Origin of the sequence: Pseudomonas sp. PDM26 (genome assembly GCF_019219185.1) — a bacterium.
Lineage (GTDB): Bacteria > Pseudomonadota > Gammaproteobacteria > Pseudomonadales > Pseudomonadaceae > Aquipseudomonas.
Map to the genome: position 1 here is coordinate 228744 of NZ_JAHUWC010000005.1, position 21059 is coordinate 249802.

Sequence of the window (21059 nt, forward strand, 5' to 3'; positions counted from 1 at the left end):
CGAGCCTGCTCGCGACGGGGTGCTACTCAAACCCTGAACTTGCCCACCAGCATCTGCAAATGTGTACCCAGTCGCGCCAGTTCAACACTGGAGGCTGCGGTCTCCTCACTGGCTGCCGAGGTCTGATCCGACACATCCCGCACGTTCAGCACGCTGCGGTTGATCTCTTCGGCCACGGCGCTTTGCTGTTCGGCGGCAGCGGCGATCTGCTGGTTCATCGCCTGAATCGCCGAGACGGTGCGGGTGATGCTTTCCAGTGAGCTGCCGGCGCGGCGGGTCAGTTCGACACTGCTGTCGGTCAGGTTGCGGCTGTTGTCCATGATGGTCGCCACTTGCTGCGTGCCGCTTTGCAGGCCGACGATCAGCTCTTCGATCTCTTCGGTGGACTTCTGAGTGCGCTGGGCCAGGCTGCGGACTTCGTCTGCCACCACGGCAAAACCACGCCCGGCTTCACCGGCGCGGGCGGCTTCAATCGCCGCGTTGAGTGCCAGCAGGTTGGTTTGCTGGGCCACGGATTTGATCACGTCGAGCACGCTGCCGATCTTGTCGCTTTCGCGCTTGAGTTCGCCCATGGCAGCGGTGGAGTGGCCGACTTCCTTGGCCAGGCGTTCGATCTGGGCGATGGCTTCACCCACCACTTTGTCGCCCTCGCGGGCCTGCTGGTCGGCGGCGACGGCAGCTTCGCAGGCTTCTTCGGCGTTGCGCGCGACTTCCTGCACGGTGGCGGCCATTTCGTTCATGGCAGTGGCGACCTGATCGGTCTCGACCTTCTGGCTGTTGACTCCGGCGCTGGTCTGCTCGGTGACGGCGGACAGCTCTTCGGCGGCGCTGGCGATTTGCGTGACGCCATCGCTGATGCCGCCGATCAGTTCGCGCAGACCCTGGGTCATGCTCTGCATGGCACGCTGCAACTGGCCGAGTTCGTCGCGGCGCTGCGACGTCAGGTTGTGGGTCAGGTCGCCACTGGCGACGCGCTCGGCGACGGCCAGGGTCTGGTTCAACGGAATGATGATCTGCCGGGTGATCGCCCAAGCGGCCAGCAGGCCGAAAGCGATGGCCAGCACAGTGGCGAGGGTCAGCATGTTCTTGGCATGGGCGGCGTCGGTGTCACGCACGACGGTTTGCGAGACGGTGAGTTTCTGGCTCATGCCCGACAGGGTATCGCCTTGGGCAGACATGCGTACCAGGGCCTTGGCGCTGGCCACCTGAGAGTCGCGGAACTGGCTGACAGCGGCGCGGTAGGCCTTCAGCGAATCAGTCGCCTGTTGCAGGTTGGCGATGTGTTCTTCAGGCAGTTTGGCCGGCAGGCTCTGGAGGTTCTTCAGGGCGTTGTCAATCGCGTCGAGGGCCGGTTGTTCGGCCTCGCTCTTGCCGCTGTAGGTGTAGCCACGCACCTGGAAACGCGCCTGCTGGATCAGTTTGCTCAGGTCGATCACGCTGTTGAACGCCGCCATGCTGTCGCCTTGGAGCATGGATTTTTCCACTTCGGCGACGCGGGCCACGGCATTGTCGGCGGTGGCGCCGAGTTTGCTGCGGGCCTCCTCACGCTGGGCGCCGGCCTGGGTCATGTCGCTGAAGGCACGGCGGTATTCGGCGACCGCGGCCAGTTGTTGATCGACCATGGCCGTATCAGCCGGTTGCTCGATCAGGCCGCGGGCGGTCTGCAGGCCGCTTTCGAGTTTGCCCAACAGATCGTTGACGACACCGGGACCTTGTTCGCCGCGACGCATCTCGTATTCCAGGCGAGCGATGCGCAGGTCCTTGGTCAGGTCGTTGAGACTGGCGATGAACCCCAGTTTATCGCCACGGCTGGTCACGCCGCTCAGGCCACTCCAGCCGGTGAAGGTGATCAGCAGGGTCAGTAACAGCACCAGGCCGAAGCCGATCCCCAGCTTGCGTTTGACGCTGACGTTTCCCAGATTCTCGGCTAGCCATTGGTACATGCTGAAACTCCCTGGACCACAATTTGGTTTTATGGGGGGTGTATCGGCTGGACTGTGCGGATCTATAGGTGCTCAGGATTTTTCAGATGCGCGGTGATCTGTGGCGAGGGGGCTTGCCCCCCCGTTTGGGCGCGAAGCGGCCACTGTTGTTTGTTCCAGCCAAACCGCATGCACTTTTTTACGGCTGCTGCGCACCCGAACGGGGGGGCAAGCCCCCTCGCCACAGTGATCGCGTAGGGATTTAGAAAAGTCGGGCCAGCAGCGCGGTCACGGCGGTTTCGACCCGCAGAATGCGCTCGCCCAGTTGCACCGGTTGCAGGCCGGACTTGCCCAGCAGGTCGATCTCGTAGGGAATCCAGCCACCTTCGGGGCCGATGGCCAGGGTCACCGGTTCGCTGAGTGCGCGAGGGCAGGGCGGGTAATTGCCCGGATGCCCCACCAGACCGAGGGTACCGTCGGTGATCGCCGGTAAACGGTCTTCGACGAAGGGTTTGAAGCGCTTCTCGATGACGACTTCCGGCAGCACGCTGTCCCGTGCCTGTTCGAGGCCGAGGATCAACTGCTCGCGAATCGCCTCGGGCTCCAGGAACGGAGTCTGCCAGAAGCTCTTCTCGACACGATAGCTGTTGACCAGCACGATCCGTGGCACACCCATGGCCGCCACGGTCTGGAACACCCTGCGCAGCATCTTGGGGCGTGGCAGGGCCAACACCAGAGTCAATGGCAGCTTGGCCGGTGGCCGCTGGTCGAGGGTGACGCGCAACTCCGCTTCGCCGGTGTCCAGGCGCAGCACTTCGGCCGAGCCCATCAGCCCGCCGATCCGCCCGACGCGCATGCTGTCGCCCACTTCACAGCGGTGGACTTCCTGCATGTGGGTCAACCGGCGATCACGCAGGATCACCCGGTCGGCCGCAATGAAATCGGCTTCTTCGAGCAGCAGCAGGTTCACGGTTGAGTCGCTGGCGGCTGGTCGTTGTGGTCGTCAGCCGGCTGGTCGTCCGGGTGCTCGCCACGCTTGCTGATCAGGCTGCCAAACAGGATGCCGATTTCGAAGAGCAACCACATCGGCACGGCCAGCAGGGTCTGCGAGAAGATGTCCGGCGGCGTCAGGATCATGCCAACCACGAAGCAGCCGATGATCACGTACGGGCGGATTTTCTTCAGGTATTTGACGTCGACTACGCCGATCCACACCAGCAGCACCACGGCCACCGGGATTTCGAACGCCACACCAAAGGCGAAGAACAGCGTCATGACGAAATCGAGGTAGCTGGTGATGTCGGTCATCATTTCCACGCCGGCCGGAGTGGCGGAGGCGAAGAACTTGAAGATCAGCGGGAACACCAGGAAATAGGCGAAGGCCATGCCGGCGTAGAACAAAAAGATGCTGGAGACCAGCAAGGGCACGGCGATGCGTTTTTCATGCTTGTACAGGCCGGGGGCGATGAAACCCCAGATCTGATGCAGGATCACCGGAATCGCCAGGAACAGCGAGACCATCATCGTCAGCTTCAGTGGCGTGAGGAACGGCGACGACACGTCGGTGGCAATCATCGTCGCGCCGGCCGGCAGGTACTGGCGCAGTGGTGTGGAGACGAAGGTGTAGATCTGCTGGGTGAAAGCAAACAGGCCGGCGAAGATGATGAAAATCGCCGCTACGCAGCGCAGCAGTCGGGTACGCAACTCGGTGAGGTGCGAAACCAGCGGCATGTGCTGGTCGTTTTCGGGAAGGTCGCTCATGGGGCTCGCGGCGGCAGTGTTGGGTCATGAGGGGCCGGCGCAACGGGCGCAGCCGCAGGTGTAACGGGTTCAACCGGAGTTGCTGCAACAACAGGTGCAGGTTCGACAGGCGCTACAACGGGAGCAGGTGTCGGGTCGACAGCAGCGGCAGGCGCATGAATCGTCTGCTCTCCCACATGCTCCACCGGCGTCGGCTCCTGCTGGGTCGGCGTGAAGATTTTCCGCGCCTCCTGCTCAAGCGACAGGATGTGCTCGTTGTGCAGTTGCCGACGAATCTCGTCGGCACCGATTTCACGTTCAACTTCCTGTTTGATTGCGTTGAAGCTGCGCTTCAGACGCCCGACCCACAGGCCAGCGGTGCGCGCAGCGCCCGGCAAGCGCTCGGGGCCCAGCACCAGCAGGGCAACGAGGCCGACGAGCAGCAGTTCAGAGAAGCTGATACCAAACATTAGTCAGTGCTCACACGTCTTTGCGGATCGGCTCTTCGACTTTCTGTGCCTGCACATCGATGGTGTGCGGCTGGTTCACCGAGGCCTGTGGCTGTACCGGTGGCACCGGTTGGGCCGGGTTCGCATTCGGGTCAGCCGGTTTTTCGTCGTCGTTCATGGCTTTCTTGAAGCCCTTGATCGATTCGCCGACGTCGGTGCCGAGGTTTTTCAGTTTCTTGGTGCCGAACACCAGTACCACGACAACGAGGATGACGATCCAGTGTTTCCAGTCAAAAATGCCCATGCTGCTGCTCCTCTCTAATCGTTATTCAGGCGGACGGGCGCGAGGCTTTCTCGGCGTGTCCGGAGAGACCGAAGCGACGGTCCAGTTCATCGAGTACAGCCTGTGGATGCTGCCCCAATTGGGCGAGCATGACCATGCTGTGGAACCACAGATCGGCGGTTTCGTAGATCACATCGCTGCAGTCGCCGCTGACGGCGGCATCCTTGGCGGCAATGATGGTTTCGACCGACTCTTCGCCGACTTTTTCCAGAATCTTGTTCAAGCCCTTGTGATACAGGCTGGCGACATACGAGCTGTCGGCGGCAGCGCCTTTGCGCTCTTCCAGTACTTCGGCCAGACGGGTCAGTGTGTCACTCATGTGTGTGCCCTGCGCAGTAGATGGCGTGCGGATCTTTGAGCACCGGGTCGACCGTTGTCCAGTCGCCGTTTTCAAAGACGCGGTAGAAGCAGCTCTGGCGGCCGGTATGGCAGGCGATGCCGCCGATCTGCTCAACCATCAGGATGATGACGTCGGCGTCGCAGTCCAGGCGCATCTCGTGCAGGGTTTGCACATGGCCAGACTCTTCGCCCTTGCGCCACAGCTTGCCACGGGAGCGCGACCAGTAAATGGCGCGGTTCTCGGCAGCGGTCAGTTCCAGTGCTTCGCGGTTCATCCAGGCCATCATCAGGACGCGCCCGGTCTTGTGATCCTGGGCAATCGCCGGCACCAGGCCGTCGGCGTCCCACTTGATCTCGTCCAGCCAGTTTTTCATCTTCGACTCCGACAGCGGGCTCGACCCTTCAATAGTCGAGCTCAGGCGTTGAAACAGTGTGCCAGTCGTTCACACAACTGGCTATCGGCGCACGACCAGATACAAGCCGACCGCCATCATGATGCCGGCCGGCCAGTAAGCCAACTGGTTCAGCGGGCCGCCAGCAGCAAGGATTGCGCCTCCGGCCAGGTGGGCCGTGCCGAGCAGGCGCAGGAACCAGTCATCGCGGCGTCGATGCCACGCTGGCGGCGGGTCGTAGGCGTGGGGTTGGGACATGCGCTCAAGCAGGTCGCGGGCCATGTTGGCCAAGTGCGGGATCTGTTCGAACTGGCTGTGCACGTTGCCGAGCAGGGCTTTGGGGCTGACCCGCTCGCGCATCCAGCGTTCGAGGAACGGTTGCGCGGTGTTCCACAGGTCGAGGTCCGGGTACAGCTGGCGACCCAGGCCTTCGATGTTCAGCAGGGTCTTCTGCAGCAGCACGAGCTGCGGCTGCACTTCCATGTTGAAGCGTCGCGCGGTCTGGAACAGGCGCATCAGCACCTGGCCGAAGGAAATATCCTTCAGCGGTTTTTCGAAGATCGGCTCGCACACCGTGCGGATCGCTGCTTCGAATTCGTTGAGTTTGGTTTCCGCCGGCACCCAGCCCGAATCGATGTGCAGCTGCGCCACGCGACGGTAATCGCGCTTGAAGAAGGCGAACAGGTTGCGCGCCAGGTAATCCTGGTCTTCCGGAGTCAGGCTGCCGACGATGCCGCAGTCGATGGCGATGTACTGCGGGCTCCACGGATTCACGGTGCTGACGAAAATATTGCCCGGGTGCATGTCGGCGTGGAAGAAGCTGTCGCGGAACACCTGGGTGAAGAAAATCTCCACGCCACGCTCGGCGAGCATTTTCATGTCGGTACGCTGGTCGGCCAGGGTCGCCAGATCGGTAACTTGAATGCCGTAGATGCGTTCCATCACCAGCACTTTCGGCCGACACCAGTCCCAATGGACTTGCGGCACGTACAGCAGCGGAGAGCCGTCGAAATTGCGCTTCAACTGGCTGGCGTTGGCCGCTTCGCGCAGCAGATCGAGTTCGTCGTAGATGGTTTTTTCGTAATCGCTGACCACGTCCACCGGGTGCAGCAGGCGCGCATCGGCCGAAAGTTTTTCGGCGGCGCGAGCGAGGATGAACAGCCACGCCAGGTCCTGGGCGATCACCGGTTTGAGACCAGGGCGGATCACCTTGACCACCACTTCTTCACCGGTTTTCAGTTGCGCGGCATGCACCTGCGCCACTGAGGCCGAGGCCAGCGGTTCGACATCAAAACGGCTGAACACTTCGCTGATTTTCTTGCCGAGTTGTTCTTCGATCAGCTTGACCGACACTTGCGAGTCGAACGGCGGAACGCGGTCCTGCAGCTTCATCAGTTCGTCGGCGATGTCTTCGGGCAACAGGTCGCGGCGAGTGGACAGGATCTGCCCGAACTTGATGAAGATCGGCCCCAGGTCCTGCAACGCCAGGCGCAAGCGCGCGCCACGACTCAGGTCCAGGGTCTTGCGCGGGAACCAGCGCCACGGCAGGGCATAACGCAGCGCCCGCAGGAACCAGGGCAGTGGCAGGGCGAACAGCAGGTCATCGAGGCGGTAGCGGATCACGACGCGCTGGATGCGCAACAAACGGCGGACGGCAAGCAGCTTCATGCGTTATCGCTTGGGTCGAGGGATCGGGAAAGGCGCTCGAAACGCGCCTCGAGACGTTCCAGATCGAGCTTGATCTGGTCCAGTTCACTGAATCGGGCTTCGGCTTCGCGCTGACCGACCAGGGTGCGCGACTCTTCGGCCAGGTACTCGCCCAGGTTCTGGCCCAAGCTGGCAAAGCCTTGCTGATACCAGCGGGCGCGGCTGCGCAGGTGACCGCCGACCAGTTGCGTGGCCACAGGGCCCAACCAGCGCGAGAGTTCGTACTCCCAGTCCAGCTCCAGGTCCTGGAGGATCGCCGCCAGTTCCAGCAGTACGCCGCTGTCGCCGTCGAGTTCGACTTCAGGGGCGTGCAGAACAGAAGTCTTGTCCTTGCTCATCGCCAGTTTCAACAGGCTCGAGGCCGGTGCACGCAAGGTGCAGTCGGCGCCGGTTTCCCACTGGGAAGCGAGCATCAGGCCTTCGTCGCTGGGCAGGATGAACAGTTGCAGCGCCGGGCTGCGGCAGTCGACGGCAATCACTCTGCCGCTCAAATGCGCCAGCCGCGGCAGCGCCGTGCTGTCGAGACGCAGCACCCGGTTCAGGCCGAGTTCAACGCTGGCGAGCAGGCCGGCGAGCAGCATCAGGGCTTGATGCCGCGGTGCAGGGCGACGATGCCTGCGGTCATGTTGTGATAGGTCACGCGATCGAAACCGGCCTCGACCATCATCGACTTCAGGGTTTCCTGATTCGGGTGCATGCGGATCGATTCGGCCAGGTAGCGATAGCTTTCCGAGTCGTTGGTGATCAGCTTGCCCATCAGCGGCATGAAGGCGAACGAGTAGGCGTCGTAGGCCTTGGACATCAGCGCGTTGGTCGGCTTGGAGAATTCCAGCACCAGCAAACGGCCGCCCGGCTTGAGCACGCGCAGCATCGAGCGCAGGGCATCTTCCTTGTGGGTCACGTTGCGCAGGCCGAAGGCGATGGTCACGCAGTCGAAATGGTTGTCCGGGAACGGCAGTTTTTCCGCATCGGCCTGGACGAATTCAACGTTGCCGGACACACCGAGGTCCAGCAGGCGGTCACGACCGACCTTGAGCATGGACTCGTTGATGTCGGCCAACACGACCTGGCCGGTGGGGCCTACCAGATGCGAGAACTTGCGGGTCAGGTCGCCGGTACCGCCGGCGATATCCAGCACGCGGTTGCCGGTGCGCACGCCCGACAGTTCGATCGCGAAACGCTTCCACAGACGGTGCATGCCGCCCGACAGAAGGTCGTTCATCAGGTCATACTTGGCGGCTACCGAGTGGAATACCTCAGCGACTTTTTCCGCTTTCTGGCTTTCCGGAACGTTTTTGAAGCCGAAGTGAGTGGTGGGTTCGGCATCGCTGCCTTTGCGCTGATCAGTCATATCGCTGTCACCAAAAGAGAATGCGCGACATTCTAATCCCCAAGGCATGCTTTGTCTTGGCAAGGCTGAAGGTAAGATGGGTAACCATCGGGACGTTTTGACGCAGCAGGGGTCAAGATGCCTCGGGAAAGCATTCATAAAGCAGGAGTCATTCGATGGCCCGTATTAGTGTTGAACGTGCCCATGGCCTGGGTAAGGAAGCGGCTCGCGAGAAGGCCGACAAGCTGGCGCAGAAACTTTCCGATCAGTATGGCCTGGAGCCACGGTGGTCCGGCGATACCCTGAACCTCACGCGCTCGGGTGTGAAGGGCGCGGTGCATGTCACCGAGGGTTCGATTCGCGTCGAAGTGGAACTGGGCCTGATGATGTCGGCCATGAGCGGCATGATCAAAGCGGAAATCGAAAAGGCGCTGGATAAGGTCCTGGTCTGATCCCGACTTCGCGCCGAACCGATCCCCCTGTAGGAGCGGGCTTGCCCGCGAAGGCGGTAGTTCAGCCACAGACAATATGGTGGATGTACCGGCCCCTTCGCGGGCAAGCCCGCTCCTACAGTTTTTGATGTGGTGTGCTCAAAGGTTTATGTCATTTGTTAGGGTGCCGTTTCTAATTTTTCTCCCTACTTTGTGCCAGTGCCCGACACTTGTCCGGGCGGTTCCTCAAACCTTCTGCGCGTGAGGTGCACCATGGCCAAAGCCATTCTGAAGAAAAAAACCGACGTATCGACCAGTACGCTGAGCGACGTCAAATCCTATGCCCGCAAGATCTGGCTGGCAGGCCTGGGTGCTTACGCCAAGGTCGGTCAAGAGGGCGGCGAATACTTTCAAGAGTTGATCAAGGCTGGTCAGGTTGTTGAAAAGAAAAGCAAAAAGGTAGTCGCCGAGAAACTGGAAGCGGCCAATGCCGAAATCGATGAAGCCAAGAGTGAAATCAGCACTTTCAAAGGCCGCGTCGAAGTTCAACTCGACAAGGTCGAGAAGGCGTTCGACACGCGTGTCGCAAGTGCCTTGAATCGTATCGGCATTCCGTCTAAACATGACGTTGAGACACTCTCTGCTAAGCTCGATGAGCTGACGGCATTGCTCGAACGTGTCGCGCGTAAATCTTAAGGAGAACGGGATGGCTGTTAAAAAGAAAACCGAAAAAGAAGGCAGCTCGTGGATCGGGAAGGTTGAAGAATATTCCCGAAAAATCTGGCTGGCTGGTTTAGGCGTGTACTCGAAGATCGACACTGACGGCAGCAAGCTCTTCGATGCATTGGTTAAGGACGGCGAGAAAGCCGAGAAGCTCACCAAGAGCGCTGTTGGCAAGACAGTCGACGCCGCCAAGGACTCTGCTTCCTCGGCCAAGTCGCGCATCAGCGGCGTGAAAGATCGCGCACTGGGCAAGTGGGATGAGCTGGAAGGCGCTTTTGACAAGCGTCTGAACAGCGCCATTTCGCGTCTGGGCGTACCGAGCCGCAACGAAGTCAAGGCACTGCACAGCAAGGTCGAAACACTGACCAAGCAAATCGAAAAACTGACCGGCGCCAAGGTTGCGCCTGTTGCGGCGAAAACCGCGGCAGCCAAACCTGCTGCCAAGCCGGCCGCCAAAACCGCAGCCAAGCCACTGGCAAAAGCAGCGGCTAAACCTGCTGCCAAGCCTGCAGCTAAAACTGCAGCCGCCAAACCGGCCGCCGCAAAAGCCGCTGCCAAACCAGCGGCTAAACCGGCCGCCAAGCCTGCAGCGAAAACTGCAGCGGCCAAACCCGCTGCGGCGAGAAAACCTGCAGTGAAAAAGCCGGCAGCTCCAAAAGCCGCCGCGCCAAAACCAGCAGTGGCAGCTGCCAAACCGGCGACCCCGGCAGCTCCGGTCAGCGCATCGAACTCCGCTGCCGCGCCAACCCCTGCTGTCACCCCGACTGCCGCGCCAGCTCCATCGACGCCAACCAGTCAGTCCTGATTTTCAGGGCTCAAGAAAACGCCCGGCCTGTGAAGGTCGGGCGTTTTTGTTTGAGTATTGAAAAGATCGCAGCCTGCGGCAGCTCCTACAGGTAAACGCGATCCCATGTAGGAGCTGCCGCAGGCTGCGATCTTTTGATCTTAATGCTCTTCCAGATACTCCATCGCCATCTGTTCGGTCGCAGCCTTCATCGACGGCAGCAGGTGTGGCGCCACCAGCATCATGATCTGGTAAACCACCAGCCGCACCTCGCCTTCGCGATCGAGAATCCGCTGGTAATCCAGTGAGAACAGCAGCGTCAGGGTGATCTGCTCCACCAATTGCCCCAGTGCCTGGGTATCGCTGACCAGCAGCCCTTGCGCCTGCAATCGTGCCAGCAACGACGCCAGTGTGCGCTTGAGTGCATTGAGCAGATTGCGAATGCCCTTGGCCAGTTTCGGCAGGCGTCCGGCGAGGTTCGACAGATCCTGGAACAGGAACCGGTAGTGGGACAGGCGCTCGACGATCAGGTGCAGGAACAGCCAGTAATCTTCGGGTGCCAGTTCGACATCGGCCGGTGGATCGAGCAAGGGCGCCAGTTCGCCCTGAAAGCGCTCGAACAGCCCGAGAATCAGCGGTTCCTTGCCGTGGAAGTGGTAATAGAGGTTGCCCGGGCTGATGCCCATTTCATTGGCAACTTCCATGGTGGAGACATTCGGTTCGCCCTTTTGATTGAACAACTGCAGGGCACATTCGAGGATCCGGTCGCGGGTTTTCATCCAGTCTTCTTAATGTTCGTGCCAGGCCAACCTCCAGTCCTGTAGGAGCGAGCATGCTCGCGATGGTCGTTAACGATTACGCGGGCTACCTGATTACCCGCGGCGTCTGGATGTCCATCGCGAGCATGCTCGCTCCTACAGGGTCGGAGACTGACTGCGGCCTTTTTTAGGTTCAGCGCACACGTACGTAGGTACCGGGCGCAGCTTCCATCGGTGGGTAGTTCTGGTTGCCAAGCGCCATGTGGGTTTCCTTCTGCGCGCCGGAGCGTTCCTGAATCCAGCCCAGCCATTGGGTCCACCAACTGCCATCGACACGCTTGGCGTCGTAGTACCAGGCCCGTGGGTCGCTGCTCAGTTTGCCGTTCTCGACGTAGTTGGCCTTCGGGTTGTTCGGCGGGTTGAGGATGCTCTGCACATGACCGCTGTTGGACAGCACGAAGCGGCGCTCGCCACCGAGCAGCAGCGTAGAGCGATACACCGCATCCCACGGTGTGATGTGATCGTTGATGCCGGCGACGCTGAAGCTGTCGACGGTGACCTTCTGCAAATCGATCGGCGTGCCACACACTTCCAGCCCGCCCGGGTGGGTCAGCGGGTTGTGCTTGAAGAAGTCCAGCAGGTCGCCATGCAGGGCGGCCGGCAAACGCGTGTTGTCGTTGTTCCAGTAGAGGATGTCGAACGCCGGTGGCTCCTTGCCCAACAGGTAGTTGTTGACGAAGTAGCTCCAGATCAAATCATTGGGGCGCATCCAGGCGAAGACCTTGGCCATGTCGCGGCCGTCCAGCACACCTTTCTGATAGGAGCGGCGCTTGGCTGCCTCCAGAGTCTGTTCGTCGGCGAACAGCGAAGCGGGGCTGTCCAGCTGGCTGTCGAGCAGGCTCACCAGATAGGTCGCGCTGGACACCCTGCGCAGCTGCCGTTTGGCCTGCAAGTGGCCTTGCAACGCGGCAATGGTCAGCCCGCCGGCGCAGGCGCCCATCAGGTTGACCTCGCGTGCGCCGGTGATCGCCCGGCAGACATTCATGGCCTCTTCCACGGCTTCCACGTAGGTCGAGAGCCCCCATTCGCGGTGACGCACATCCGGATTGCGCCAGCTGATGATGAAGGTTTGCAGGCCGTTTTTGAGGGCGAACTGGACGAAGCTGTTGTGGGGGCTGAGGTCGAAAATGTAGTACTTGTTGATTTGCGGCGGTACCACCAGCAAGGGCTTGGAATACTGCTTTTCGCTCATCGGCTTGTACTGGATCAACTCCAGCAGTTCGTTGCGAAACACCACGGCACCGGTGGTGGTGGCGACCGTCTTGCCGACCTCGAACGCTTGCTTGGTGACTTGTCGAGGCAGGCCATCGTTGTGCAGCAGATCGTCCACCAAATGGCTGATGCCACGCACCAGGCTGTTTCCGCCGGAATTGAAAAGCTCCTTGACCGCCAGTGGATTGAGCAGGGTATTGGAGGGCGATACGGCGTCGTTGAGCAAGGCGAAAGCGAAGTGGGCGCGGGCGCGGTCGTCCGGGCTCATGTTGCTCTCGTCGATCCAGCTTTTGACCTGCTTCTGCCAACTTAAATAGGCCTGCAGGCTGCGGCGATAAAACGGGTTGAGGCTCCAAGCGGGGTCGGCGAAGCGAGCGTCCTGCGGGTTGGTCGGGTGCAGGGTGTCACCCAGCAGCACACGGCCAAGCTGACCACCGAGCTTGAGGGCATGTCGGGCGCTGTGCACCGGATTGCGCAAGCCATGGGCGGCCACACTGCGCAGGGTCGACAACAGATCCCGGCCGCGCAGGCCGGTAATCGCACTCTGTGCATTGATGAACGCGGCGGGAGTCGGTAGGGAATCCCTCGCTGGTTTCTCGCGCATGAGTCAACACTCCTTCGTCTTCAGGCCAAAAACAAATACACCGAACCAGAACACCATAGACGCTGTAACGGGTTGTTGCGCGGCGCGGCGTCCTGCCGACCGCTGATGCAGCGCTTTAGCCGCCCAATGGCGCCGGACGCGGATGCATCACCGCGCGCTGGCGCTCCTCTTCCAGGAATTTCATGATGATCGGGGCCACCGCTTCGGCCCGGGTAATCAGGAACAAATGCCCGTCATCGATGATGTGCAGCTGGGCGTTGGGAATGCGCCAGGCCAGCAAGCGCATGTTGACCAACGGGATCAGTGGGTCATCGTCGCCGGCCAGTACCAGGGTCGGCTGGCGGATCTTGTGCAACCAGTGAATGCTGGTCCAGCCGAGGCCGGCGAACAGCTGCCAGTAGTAGCCGAGCTTGCCCGCTGAACGCACCTTGGCCGCATGGCTCGCGGCCAGCGTTGGGTCGCGACGGAAAGAGCCGCCGTAGATCATCGGCGCAATGCGGATCACGTGGGATGGCTGGATGTAACGTCGCGGGCTGGCCATCATCCACAGCACTTTCGGCTTGCCCGGCACCATCACCGCCCCAGCCGCCGTCGCCGCCAGCACGAGTTTCTTGCAGCGCTCCGGGTAGTCGTAGGCGAACTGTTGGGCCAGGGCGCCACCCCAGGACACACCGATGACGTTGACCTGCCCGTAGTCGAGATAGTCGAGCATCCGCGCCGTGAGTTTCGCCAGGCTCGGAAAACGATACGGCCGGTTCGGCGTCGACGAACCGCCGACGCCGGGTACGTCGAAGGCGATGACTTCCAGGTCCGGATCCAGCGCCGCGATGAACGGGAACACCAGCTCCAGGTTGGCGCCGATGCCGTTGAAAATCAGCAAGGGCGTCAAGTGAGGCTTGCCGGGGCGTACCGCCGTGCGGAGCGTCTGGCCATCCAGATCGACGGTACGGAATATGAAGGGTTGCGGCATGCTTCAGGCCCTGTGGGTCGCTTTCTCGAATTCTTCCCTGTCCCTCCTGTAGGAGCGAGCTTGCTCGCGAAAAACGCAAAGGCAACGCATTCATCCAGACAGCACGCGTTATCGTTGACGTTCATCGCGAGCGAGCTCGCTCCTACAAGGGGCGAGGTGTGTCAGTTACCGCTCATGCACATAGGTGCCTGGCGCCGCTTCACCCGCTGGATAGGCCTTGTTGCCCAATTTCAGCGGAGCTTTTTTCAGGTTGCCTGAACGTTGTGCCTGCCATGCCTGCCAGTGCAGCCACCAGGAATCGGCATGCTTGGTTGACTCTTCCTGCCATTCATCGGCACTGGCGGGCATTTCGGTGCTGGTCATGTAACGCGATTTCGGATTGCCCGGCGGGTTCAGAATGCTCTGGATGTGCCCGCTGCTGGACAGCACGAATTCAACGTTGCCGCCGAACAGTTGCGCCGATTTGTAGCAGGAACGCCACGGGGTGATGTGGTCGTTGGTGCCAGCCAGCGAGAAGATGTCGGCGGTGACTTTCTTCAGGTCGATCGGCGTGCCGCACACTTCCAGTGCATCGGCACGGGTCAACGGGTTACTTTTGAACATCTCGATCAGGTCGCCGTGGAACGCGGCAGGTAATCGGGTGGTGTCGTTGTTCCAGAACAGAATGTCGAACACCGGCGGCTCATTGCCCAACAGGTAGTTGTTGACCCAGTAGTTCCAGATCAGGTCGTTGGGGCGCATCCAGGCGAAGACTTTCGCCATGTCGCGGCCTTCGAGGACGCCGGCCTGGTAGGAGTGACGCTTGGCGGCTTCAAGGGTTTGCTCGTCGACGAACAGGGCCACGTCGCTGTCCAGAGTGGTGTCGAGCACGCTGACCAGCAGGGTCAGGGCATTGACCTTGCTCTCGCCGATTGCCGCGTAGTGGCCCAGCAGCGCGGTGCAGGTGATGCCGCCGGAGCAGGCGCCGAGCATGTTCACGTCTTTGCTGCCGGTAATGGCGGTGACCACATCGACCGCTTCCTTGAGCGCTTCGATGTAGGTCGACAGGCCCCACTCGCGCTGCTCCTTGGTCGGGTTGCGCCAGCTGACGATGAAGGTTTGCACGTTGTTGCGCAGGCAGAACCGCGCCAGGCTCTTGTCCGGGCTCAGGTCGAACACGTAGAACTTGTTGATCTGCGGCGGTACCACCAGCAGTGGGCGTTCATGCACCTGCTCGGTGATCGGCTTGTACTGGATCAGCTCCAGCACGTCGTTGCGAAAGACCACCGCACCCTCGGTCACGCCAAGGGTCTTGCCGACCTCGAAGGCGCCCATGTTGACCTGGCTCGGCATGCCGCCGTTGTGCACCAGGTCCTTGGCCAGGTGCGAGAGACCATCGAGCAGGCTTTTACCGCCGGTTTCGAAGAAACGCTTGACCGCCGCGGGGTTGGCCGCCGTGTTGGTCGGCGCGAAAGCTTCGGTCATGAGGTTGATCACGAAGTGCCCGCGACTGACATCCTTGGCTGGCAGGTTACTGTCGTCGATCCAGGCGTGGAGTTCCTTGCGCCACGCCAGGTAGGTTTGCAGATAACGTTTGTAGAGCGGGTTCTGGCTCCAGGCCGGATCCGCGAAGCGACGGTCATCGCTGGTCGGTTGCAGCTCGGATTTGCCGAACAGTACGTTCTTGAGTTCAAGGCCGAAATGCGCAACATGCTTCGCACTGTGCACGGGTTGCCTGATGGCCTGCCTGAGTACCATGCGAGCAGATGCCAGTAGATCCTTTCCACGCAGCCCAACGACAGGATTCAGGCCCAAGGTGTTTTCCGAGGCCTGATACTTCAAGTCATCGTTATTCTGTTTACTCATCTACGACGCTCCATTGTCCTGAGACGAGTACCGGGTCCTGCTGTGCAGTCACACAGCCAATGCCAGGTACTACTGCTCGGGGTGACCGTTAATACTGCACCGCTGCTTTTTTAATGCAGAGAGCACTGCAGGGAACTTGCCAGTTCCATTGGTTACCCGAGTTTAATTTTTTTCGCAAGCAGGCCAGTCGGTGGCCCTGAAGCGGAGCATTCAAACAGATGAAATTAGAAAATGCCCTCTAAAGAGCAAGAGGCTCGGATTAGAGCATCAGCTTGACGACGGATTCGTTCGGGTCGCGGGTTTTTCCGGCGGCTTTGAGCTCGGCCAGATAATCATCCCAGAGTGCGTCATAACGTCGCCCCAGCTCGTACAGATATTCCCAGGTGAACAAGCCGCTGTCGTGGCCGTCGTCGAAGGTCAGTTTCAGTGCGTACTGTCCGGCCGGTTCTACCTTGGTCAGGCCTACGTTGATCTTGCCAAATTGCAGGATGGGTTTGCCGTGGCCCTGGACCTCGGCGGAAGGAGAGTGCACGCGCAGGAACTCGGCGGGCAGGGTGTATTCCTCGCCGGACGCGTATTTGAGCGTCAGGGTTTTCGAGGCTTTGTGCAGCTTGATGTCGGTGGGGAGTTGGGTCATGACAGGTCGTCCGTCTATGTGGAACGTTCTGTAGGAGCTGCCGCAGGCTGCGATCTTTTGATCTTGCTTCAAAAACCAGATCAAAAGATCGCAGCCTGCGGCAGCTCCTACAAGTGTTTCGTTCTCACAGGAGAGTAGGTGACCTACAGGATATAACGAGACAGGTCTTCGTTCTGCGCCAATTCGCCCAGATGGCTGTTGACGTAGTCGGCGTCGATCTGGATCACCTTGTCGTCATGGACACTGGCCAGGTCGCCGGCGCTGAACGACACCTCTTCGAGCAGGCGCTCGAGCAGGGTGTGCAGGCGACGGGCACCGATGTTTTCGGTTTTTTCGTTGACCTGCCAGGCGATCTCCGCGATGCGCTTGATGCCGCTCGGCAGGAACTCGATGCCCAGGCCTTCGGTTTTCAGCAGGGCGCAATATTGCTCGGTGAGCGAGGCGTGCGGTTCGCTGAGGATGCGTTCGAAATCTTCCGGGCTCAGTGCCTTGAGTTCAACACGAATCGGCAGACGACCTTGCAGTTCTGGCACCAGGTCGCTTGGCTTGCTCAGGTGGAACGCACCGGAAGCAATGAACAGGATGTGGTCGGTCTTGACCATGCCCAGCTTGGTGTTGACCGTGCAGCCTTCGATCAGCGGCAGCAAGTCGCGCTGCACGCCTTCGCGGGACACATCGACGCCACCGGAATTGCCACGCTTGGCGACCTTGTCGATTTCGTCGATGAACACGATGCCGTGCTGCTCGACCGCTTCCAGGGCCTTGGCCTTCAACTCTTCATCGTTGACCAGGCGGCTGGCTTCTTCGTCGCGCACCAGCTTGAGCGCTTCCTTGACCTTGAGCTTGCGGCTCTTGCGCTTGCCCTTGCCCATGTTGGCGAACAGACTTTGCAGCTGGTTGGTCATCTCTTCCATGCCCGGTGGCGCGGAGATATCGACGCCGGCCATTTCGGCGATTTCGATTTCGATCTCCTTGTCGTCCAGCTGACCTTCGCGCAGGCGCTTGCGGAACAACTGACGGGTGTTGGAGTCGGCAGTCGGGGCGTCGTCACTACTGAAGCCCATGCGCGCCGGTGGCAGCAGTGCGTCGAGGATGCGCTCTTCTGCAGCGTCTTCGGCGCGGTGGCGAACCTTGACGATTTCCTGCTCGCGCAGCAGCTTGATCGCGGCATCGGCCAGGTCACGAATGATCGATTCGACGTCGCGGCCGACATAGCCGACTTCGGTGAACTTGGTCGCTTCGACCTTGATGAACGGTGCGTTGGCCAGTTTCGCCAGGCGACGGGCGATCTCGGTTTTACCTACACCGGTCGGGCCGATCATCAGGATGTTCTTTGGCGTGACTTCAACGCGCAGCTCTTCAGGCAGCTGCATGCGGCGCCAGCGGTTGCGCAGGGCAATGGCGACGGCGCGCTTGGCATCATCCTGGCCGATGATGTGGCGGTTGAGTTCGTGGACGATTTCACGGGGAGTCATGGACATAATATTCTGTGGACCTCAAGCAAGAATGAGCCGTGGTGCGGTGGGCTGCACGGGCTTACTCGGCGCAGTCCTGCTCCTCAATGGTCTGGGTGTGGTTGGTGAATACACAGATGTCGGCGGCGATGCCGAGGGCGGTTTCGACGATTTCCCGGGCCGACAGATCGGTTTTCTTCAGCAGCGCACTGGCAGCGGCCTGGGCGTAACCGCCGCCGGAACCCATGGCGATCAGGCCTTCTTCGGGTTCAACTACATCGCCGTTGCCGGTGATGATCAGGGAGGCGTCTTTGTTGGCGACGGCGAGCATGGCTTCGAGGCGGCTCAGGGAACGGTCGGTGCGCCATTCCTTGGCGAGTTCGACGGCGGCCCGCACCAGGTGGCCCTGATGTTTCTCAAGTTGGCCTTCGAAGCGTTCGAAGAGGGTAAAGGCGTCAGCGGTGGCACCGGCAAAACCGGCGATGACCTGGCCGTGGTACAGGCGACGAACTTTTTTCGCGTTGCCTTTCATCACGGTATTACCAAGGGAAACCTGGCCGTCGCCGCCCATGACGACTTTGCCATGGCGGCGAACTGAAACGATGGTGGTCAAGGGAAGAGTCTCCACGCAGCGGGGCGAAAATGCCTTATGCCCATTCATATGGGGGTGCTGGAGTGGATTTCAACTGTAGGACGGGAGAGGGGACGAGTGGTGCGAGGCGCGTAGGAGCTGCGATGGCAGGTGATCAGCGGCTCTGGCGTTGTTGTAACAACAGATTGCTGAAACCCGCACCGGCCAATTGTTTCTGCGCCGTGGTCAGTTGTTCCCGGTTACTGAATGGACCGACCAGCACCCGATACCAGGTTTCATCCTTCACCGTGCCCGATTCAACCGCTACAGCCTGACCCAGCAGGATGATCTGCGCCCGAACCTTGTCCGCATCAGTCTCTTTGCGGAACGAGCCAGCCTGCAGGAAAAACTTCGTCACCGGCGCCGCCTTGACCGGAGGCGCTGGTGGCGGCGTGATCCCGGCCAGGGCTGCCTGGGCGCGAGCCGTATCGATCTTCGCCGCTTCGGCCGGGGTGACCGGCGTAGTCGGGATGACCGGTACTTGCGGCGTCGGCAGGGTTTTTTCCGGCACGGCATCCGGCGGCACGATGACTTCCGATTCCGGCAGCAAGGTGTAGAAGTCGTACTTTGGCTTCACCGGTTGCGTCGGGCTCGGCGGGGTCTTGTTGGCCTCGGCGATCTTGCTGGCTTTCTGCTGTTGCTGTTGCTCGACTTTTTCACGCTTGACCGTGTCGCTGCCCTTGCCCGGTTCCAGCTTCATCAGGAACACGATGAAGGCGCCGACCGTCAGGCCGATGGCCATCCACAGCCAGCCCGGGATCGGTTGTTTTGCAGGAGCTTGGTAACGGCTGGCGCCACGCTTGGGTGCAGGTTTTTTCTTGGCAGCCAACTTACATACGCTCCAGAGTTTCCAGGCCCAAGAGTTCCAGGCCTTGCTTGAGGGTGCGTCCGGTCAGCGCGGCGAGGCGCAGGCGGCTTTGCATTTGTGCCGGGGTATCGGCGGCGAGGATCGGGCAGTTCTCGTAGAAGCTGGAGAACAGGCCGGCGACGTCGTACAGGTAAGTGCAAAGAATGTGCGGGGTGCCTTTTTCGGACACGTTGTTCAGGATTTCACCGAACTGCGCGAGTTTCGCCGCGAGTTCGTGTTCGTGCGCTGCTTCCAGAACGATCTGGCCGTCGACTTCGCTGAAATCCTTGCCGAGTTTGCGGAACACGCCGGCCACGCGGGTGTAGGCGTACAGCAGGTACGGCGCGGTGTTGCCTTCGAAATTGAGCATCAGGTCGAAGTTGAAACTGTAGTCACTGGTGCGGTGCTTGGACAGGTCGGCGTATTTCACTGCGCCGATGCCCACCACTTTTGCGATGTTGCGCAGCTCGGCTTCGGCCAGCTCCGGGTTCTTGTCCTTGACCAGGGTGTAGGCGCGTTCCTGTGCTTCGGTCAGCAGGTCGATCAGCTTCACGGTGCCGCCGTCACGGGTCTTGAACGGACGACCGTCCGCGCCGTTCATGGTGCCGAAGCCCATGTGTTCCATTTCCATCGGATGGGTCACGAAACCGGCCTTGCGCGCCACGGCGAACACTTGCTGGAAGTGCAGGGCCTGACGCTGGTCGACGAAGTACAGCGCGCGATCGGCCTTGAGCTTGCCGCTGCGGTAGCGCACGGCCGCCAGGTCGGTGGTGGCGTAGAGGTAGCCGCCGTCAGCCTTGACGATGATCACCGGCAGCGGGTCGCCATCGGCATTCTTGAATTCGTCGAGGAACACGCACTGGGCGCCGTTGCTCTCGACCAGCATGCCTGCCGCCTTCAAATCATTGACCACGTTGATCAGGTCGTCGTTGTAGGCGCTTTCGCCCATTACGTCGGCCATGGTCAGTTTGACGTTGAGCAGTTCGTAGATCTTCTGGCAGTGGGACAGCGAGATGTCCTTGAACCTGGTCCACAGTGCCAGGCAGTCGGCATCGCCGGCCTGCAGCTTGACCACCAGGCCACGGGCGCGATCGGCAAACTCTGCGGATTCGTCGAAGCGTTGCTTGGCGGCGCGGTAGAAGTTTTCCAGGTCCGACAGTTCGTCGCGGGTGTACGGGTTTTCCTGCAGATAAGCCATCAGCATGCCGAACTGGGTGCCCCAGTCGCCGACGTGGTTCTGACGGATCACGGTGTCGCCGAGGAATTCGAGTACCCGGGCCACGCCGTCGCCGATGATGGTCGAACGCAAGTGGCCGACGTGCATCTCTTTGGCCAGGTTCGGTGCCGACAGGTCGACCACGGTGCGCTGTACCGGGCCGGCCTTGCGCACGCCGATGTGGGTGTCAGCCAGGGCGGCGTCCAGGCGTGCGGCCAGGGCATCGGTGTTCTGGAAGAAGTTCAGGAAGCCGGGACCTGCGATTTCGGTCTTGGCGACGTTTTCGTCAGCCGGCAGTGCGGCGATGATTTTTTCCGCCAGATCGCGCGGCTTCATACCGGCCGGCTTGGCCAGCATCATGGCGATGTTGCTGGCGAAATCGCCGTTCTTCTTGTCGCGGGAGTTTTCCACCTGGATCGCCGGCGACAGGCCTTCAGGCAACACACCTTCGTTGACGAGTTGGGTGATGGCTTGTTGGATCAGCTGGCGAATGGTGTCTTTCATGGTCTTCTCTTTCGACCGCAGGCGCGGCGGCGCATCATGCGCTGGTGGAAAAACTGGGCATTATCCGTTGCGAAGACGGGCTTGCCAACCATAGCAGGCAGGATATGGATGTGTGGTGACAAAAGAGGCAAAGATCGCAGGGTAGGAGCTGCCGAAGGCTG

Annotated in this window: 22 protein-coding genes and 1 pseudogene; 3 read left to right on the forward strand and 20 right to left on the reverse strand. The window is 60.8% G+C overall.

From position 1 onward, the window contains the following. Nucleotides 1-26: 26 nt before the first annotated feature. The 11 genes and pseudogenes from KW849_RS31845 to ubiE form a co-directional block, all read right to left on the reverse strand. Nucleotides 27-899, reverse strand: coding sequence for a methyl-accepting chemotaxis protein (locus KW849_RS31845; protein ID WP_371319135.1), 873 nt, complete (start codon nt 897-899; stop codon nt 27-29). Further along, nucleotides 882-1943 (reverse strand): annotated as a pseudogene (locus KW849_RS31850) (methyl-accepting chemotaxis protein); the annotation flags it as partial. The gene KW849_RS31845 and the pseudogene KW849_RS31850, both read right to left, overlap by 18 nt. A 241-nt stretch (nt 1944-2184) precedes the next feature. Beyond that, nucleotides 2185-2892, reverse strand: a complete 708-nt coding sequence (locus KW849_RS12455) for a 16S rRNA (uracil(1498)-N(3))-methyltransferase (RefSeq protein ID WP_218429673.1) — start codon at nt 2890-2892, stop codon at nt 2185-2187. Further along, entirely contained in the window at nt 2889-3683 is a 795-nt protein-coding gene (tatC, locus tag KW849_RS12460) for a twin-arginine translocase subunit TatC (RefSeq protein ID WP_218429674.1), read from the reverse strand. Before tatC ends, KW849_RS12455 begins: the two co-directional genes overlap by 4 nt. Next, the gene (gene tatB / locus KW849_RS12465) at nt 3680-4132 is read right to left on the reverse strand and encodes a Sec-independent protein translocase protein TatB (RefSeq protein WP_108216222.1); all 453 of its coding nucleotides are present in this window, start codon (nt 4130-4132) and stop codon (nt 3680-3682) included. Before tatB ends, tatC begins: the two co-directional genes overlap by 4 nt. A gap of 10 nt (nt 4133-4142) precedes the next feature. Then, nucleotides 4143-4415, reverse strand: a complete 273-nt coding sequence (locus tag KW849_RS12470) for a twin-arginine translocase TatA/TatE family subunit (protein WP_108216223.1) — start codon at nt 4413-4415, stop codon at nt 4143-4145. A gap of 25 nt (nt 4416-4440) precedes the next feature. Further along, nucleotides 4441-4773 carry a phosphoribosyl-ATP diphosphatase gene (locus KW849_RS12475; protein ID WP_007975564.1) on the reverse strand — a complete coding sequence of 111 codons (333 nt, stop codon included), beginning with the start codon at nt 4771-4773 and terminating at the stop codon, nt 4441-4443. Then, the gene (gene hisI, locus KW849_RS12480) at nt 4766-5167 is read right to left on the reverse strand and encodes a phosphoribosyl-AMP cyclohydrolase (RefSeq protein WP_108216225.1); all 402 of its coding nucleotides are present in this window, start codon (nt 5165-5167) and stop codon (nt 4766-4768) included. The genes KW849_RS12475 and hisI overlap by 8 nt, the downstream gene beginning before the upstream one ends. 81 nt (nt 5168-5248) lie before the next feature. After that, on the reverse strand, nt 5249-6853 hold the full coding sequence (gene ubiB, locus KW849_RS12485; protein WP_218429675.1) for a ubiquinone biosynthesis regulatory protein kinase UbiB: 1605 nt from the start codon (nt 6851-6853) through the stop codon (nt 5249-5251). After that, nucleotides 6850-7473: an SCP2 domain-containing protein gene (locus KW849_RS12490; RefSeq protein WP_218429676.1), complete on the reverse strand. Its 624-nt coding sequence runs from the start codon at nt 7471-7473 to the stop codon at nt 6850-6852. Before KW849_RS12490 ends, ubiB begins: the two co-directional genes overlap by 4 nt. Then, a complete protein-coding gene (ubiE, locus tag KW849_RS12495) occupies nt 7473-8243 on the reverse strand; it encodes a bifunctional demethylmenaquinone methyltransferase/2-methoxy-6-polyprenyl-1,4-benzoquinol methylase UbiE (RefSeq protein WP_008005057.1) in 771 nt (256 codons plus the stop codon). The genes KW849_RS12490 and ubiE overlap by 1 nt, the downstream gene beginning before the upstream one ends. A 155-nt stretch (nt 8244-8398) precedes the next feature. Between ubiE and KW849_RS12500 the strand changes: the two genes are divergently transcribed. The 3 genes from KW849_RS12500 to KW849_RS12510 all read left to right on the forward strand — a co-directional run bounded on the left by KW849_RS12500 (nt 8399) and on the right by KW849_RS12510 (nt 10181). After that, nucleotides 8399-8674: a polyhydroxyalkanoic acid system family protein gene (locus KW849_RS12500; RefSeq protein WP_218429677.1), complete on the forward strand. Its 276-nt coding sequence runs from the start codon at nt 8399-8401 to the stop codon at nt 8672-8674. A 252-nt stretch (nt 8675-8926) separates the two neighbouring features. Then, nucleotides 8927-9349: a phasin family protein gene (locus KW849_RS12505; RefSeq protein WP_218429678.1), complete on the forward strand. Its 423-nt coding sequence runs from the start codon at nt 8927-8929 to the stop codon at nt 9347-9349. 10 nt (nt 9350-9359) lie between these two features. Then, entirely contained in the window at nt 9360-10181 is an 822-nt protein-coding gene (locus KW849_RS12510; RefSeq protein ID WP_218429679.1) for a phasin family protein, read from the forward strand. 140 nt (nt 10182-10321) lie between these two features. Here KW849_RS12510 and KW849_RS12515 read toward each other — a convergent pair whose 3' ends face one another. The 9 genes from KW849_RS12515 to argS form a co-directional block, all read right to left on the reverse strand. Further along, nucleotides 10322-10939: a TetR/AcrR family transcriptional regulator gene (locus tag KW849_RS12515; RefSeq protein WP_218429680.1), complete on the reverse strand. Its 618-nt coding sequence runs from the start codon at nt 10937-10939 to the stop codon at nt 10322-10324. A 172-nt stretch (nt 10940-11111) separates the two neighbouring features. Continuing rightward, nucleotides 11112-12794 carry a class II poly(R)-hydroxyalkanoic acid synthase gene (gene phaC, locus KW849_RS12520; protein ID WP_218429681.1) on the reverse strand — a complete coding sequence of 561 codons (1683 nt, stop codon included), beginning with the start codon at nt 12792-12794 and terminating at the stop codon, nt 11112-11114. Nucleotides 12795-12909: 115 nt separating this feature from the next. Then, nucleotides 12910-13764, reverse strand: coding sequence for a poly(3-hydroxyalkanoate) depolymerase (phaZ, locus tag KW849_RS12525; protein ID WP_108216233.1), 855 nt, complete (start codon nt 13762-13764; stop codon nt 12910-12912). Nucleotides 13765-13929: 165 nt separating this feature from the next. After that, a complete protein-coding gene (phaC, locus tag KW849_RS12530) occupies nt 13930-15609 on the reverse strand; it encodes a class II poly(R)-hydroxyalkanoic acid synthase (RefSeq protein ID WP_218429682.1) in 1680 nt (559 codons plus the stop codon). Between the two features lie 259 nt (nt 15610-15868). After that, nucleotides 15869-16246, reverse strand: coding sequence for a gamma-butyrobetaine hydroxylase-like domain-containing protein (locus KW849_RS12535; protein ID WP_218429683.1), 378 nt, complete (start codon nt 16244-16246; stop codon nt 15869-15871). 143 nt (nt 16247-16389) lie between these two features. After that, complete coding sequence (gene hslU, locus KW849_RS12540; protein WP_218429684.1) at nt 16390-17727, reverse strand: HslU--HslV peptidase ATPase subunit; 1338 nt, start codon at nt 17725-17727, stop codon at nt 16390-16392. 55 nt (nt 17728-17782) lie between these two features. Further along, nucleotides 17783-18313 (reverse strand): ATP-dependent protease subunit HslV, encoded by a 531-nt coding sequence (gene hslV, locus KW849_RS12545; RefSeq protein ID WP_046031180.1) that lies wholly within the window; start codon nt 18311-18313, stop codon nt 17783-17785. A 133-nt stretch (nt 18314-18446) separates the two neighbouring features. Then, entirely contained in the window at nt 18447-19160 is a 714-nt protein-coding gene (locus KW849_RS12550) for an SPOR domain-containing protein (protein WP_218429685.1), read from the reverse strand. Between the two features lies 1 nt (nt 19161). Further along, a complete protein-coding gene (gene argS / locus KW849_RS12555; protein WP_218429686.1) occupies nt 19162-20898 on the reverse strand; it encodes an arginine--tRNA ligase in 1737 nt (578 codons plus the stop codon). Between the last annotated feature and the right edge of the window lie 161 nt (nt 20899-21059).

Coding starts and splice junctions, on each gene's coding strand:
- KW849_RS12470 (WP_108216223.1), bottom strand. CDS start 4,415: ATGGGCATTTTTGACTGGAAACACTGGATCGTCATCCTCGTTGTCGTG.
- phaZ (WP_108216233.1), bottom strand. CDS start 13,764: ATGCCGCAACCCTTCATATTCCGTACCGTCGATCTGGATGGCCAGACG.
- ubiE (WP_008005057.1), bottom strand. CDS start 8,243: ATGACTGATCAGCGCAAAGGCAGCGATGCCGAACCCACCACTCACTTC.
- tatB (WP_108216222.1), bottom strand. CDS start 4,132: ATGTTTGGTATCAGCTTCTCTGAACTGCTGCTCGTCGGCCTCGTTGCC.
- KW849_RS12535 (WP_218429683.1), bottom strand. CDS start 16,246: ATGACCCAACTCCCCACCGACATCAAGCTGCACAAAGCCTCGAAAACC.
- KW849_RS31845 (WP_371319135.1), bottom strand. CDS start 899: ATGCAGAGCATGACCCAGGGTCTGCGCGAACTGATCGGCGGCATCAGC.
- KW849_RS12490 (WP_218429676.1), bottom strand. CDS start 7,473: ATGCTGCTCGCCGGCCTGCTCGCCAGCGTTGAACTCGGCCTGAACCGG.
- ubiB (WP_218429675.1), bottom strand. CDS start 6,853: ATGAAGCTGCTTGCCGTCCGCCGTTTGTTGCGCATCCAGCGCGTCGTG.
- KW849_RS12510 (WP_218429679.1), top strand. CDS start 9,360: ATGGCTGTTAAAAAGAAAACCGAAAAAGAAGGCAGCTCGTGGATCGGG.
- KW849_RS12515 (WP_218429680.1), bottom strand. CDS start 10,939: ATGAAAACCCGCGACCGGATCCTCGAATGTGCCCTGCAGTTGTTCAAT.
- KW849_RS12500 (WP_218429677.1), top strand. CDS start 8,399: ATGGCCCGTATTAGTGTTGAACGTGCCCATGGCCTGGGTAAGGAAGCG.
- phaC (WP_218429682.1), bottom strand. CDS start 15,609: ATGAGTAAACAGAATAACGATGACTTGAAGTATCAGGCCTCGGAAAAC.
- phaC (WP_218429681.1), bottom strand. CDS start 12,794: ATGCGCGAGAAACCAGCGAGGGATTCCCTACCGACTCCCGCCGCGTTC.
- argS (WP_218429686.1), bottom strand. CDS start 20,898: ATGAAAGACACCATTCGCCAGCTGATCCAACAAGCCATCACCCAACTC.
- KW849_RS12505 (WP_218429678.1), top strand. CDS start 8,927: ATGGCCAAAGCCATTCTGAAGAAAAAAACCGACGTATCGACCAGTACG.
- tatC (WP_218429674.1), bottom strand. CDS start 3,683: ATGAGCGACCTTCCCGAAAACGACCAGCACATGCCGCTGGTTTCGCAC.
- hslU (WP_218429684.1), bottom strand. CDS start 17,727: ATGTCCATGACTCCCCGTGAAATCGTCCACGAACTCAACCGCCACATC.
- KW849_RS12475 (WP_007975564.1), bottom strand. CDS start 4,773: ATGAGTGACACACTGACCCGTCTGGCCGAAGTACTGGAAGAGCGCAAA.
- hisI (WP_108216225.1), bottom strand. CDS start 5,167: ATGAAAAACTGGCTGGACGAGATCAAGTGGGACGCCGACGGCCTGGTG.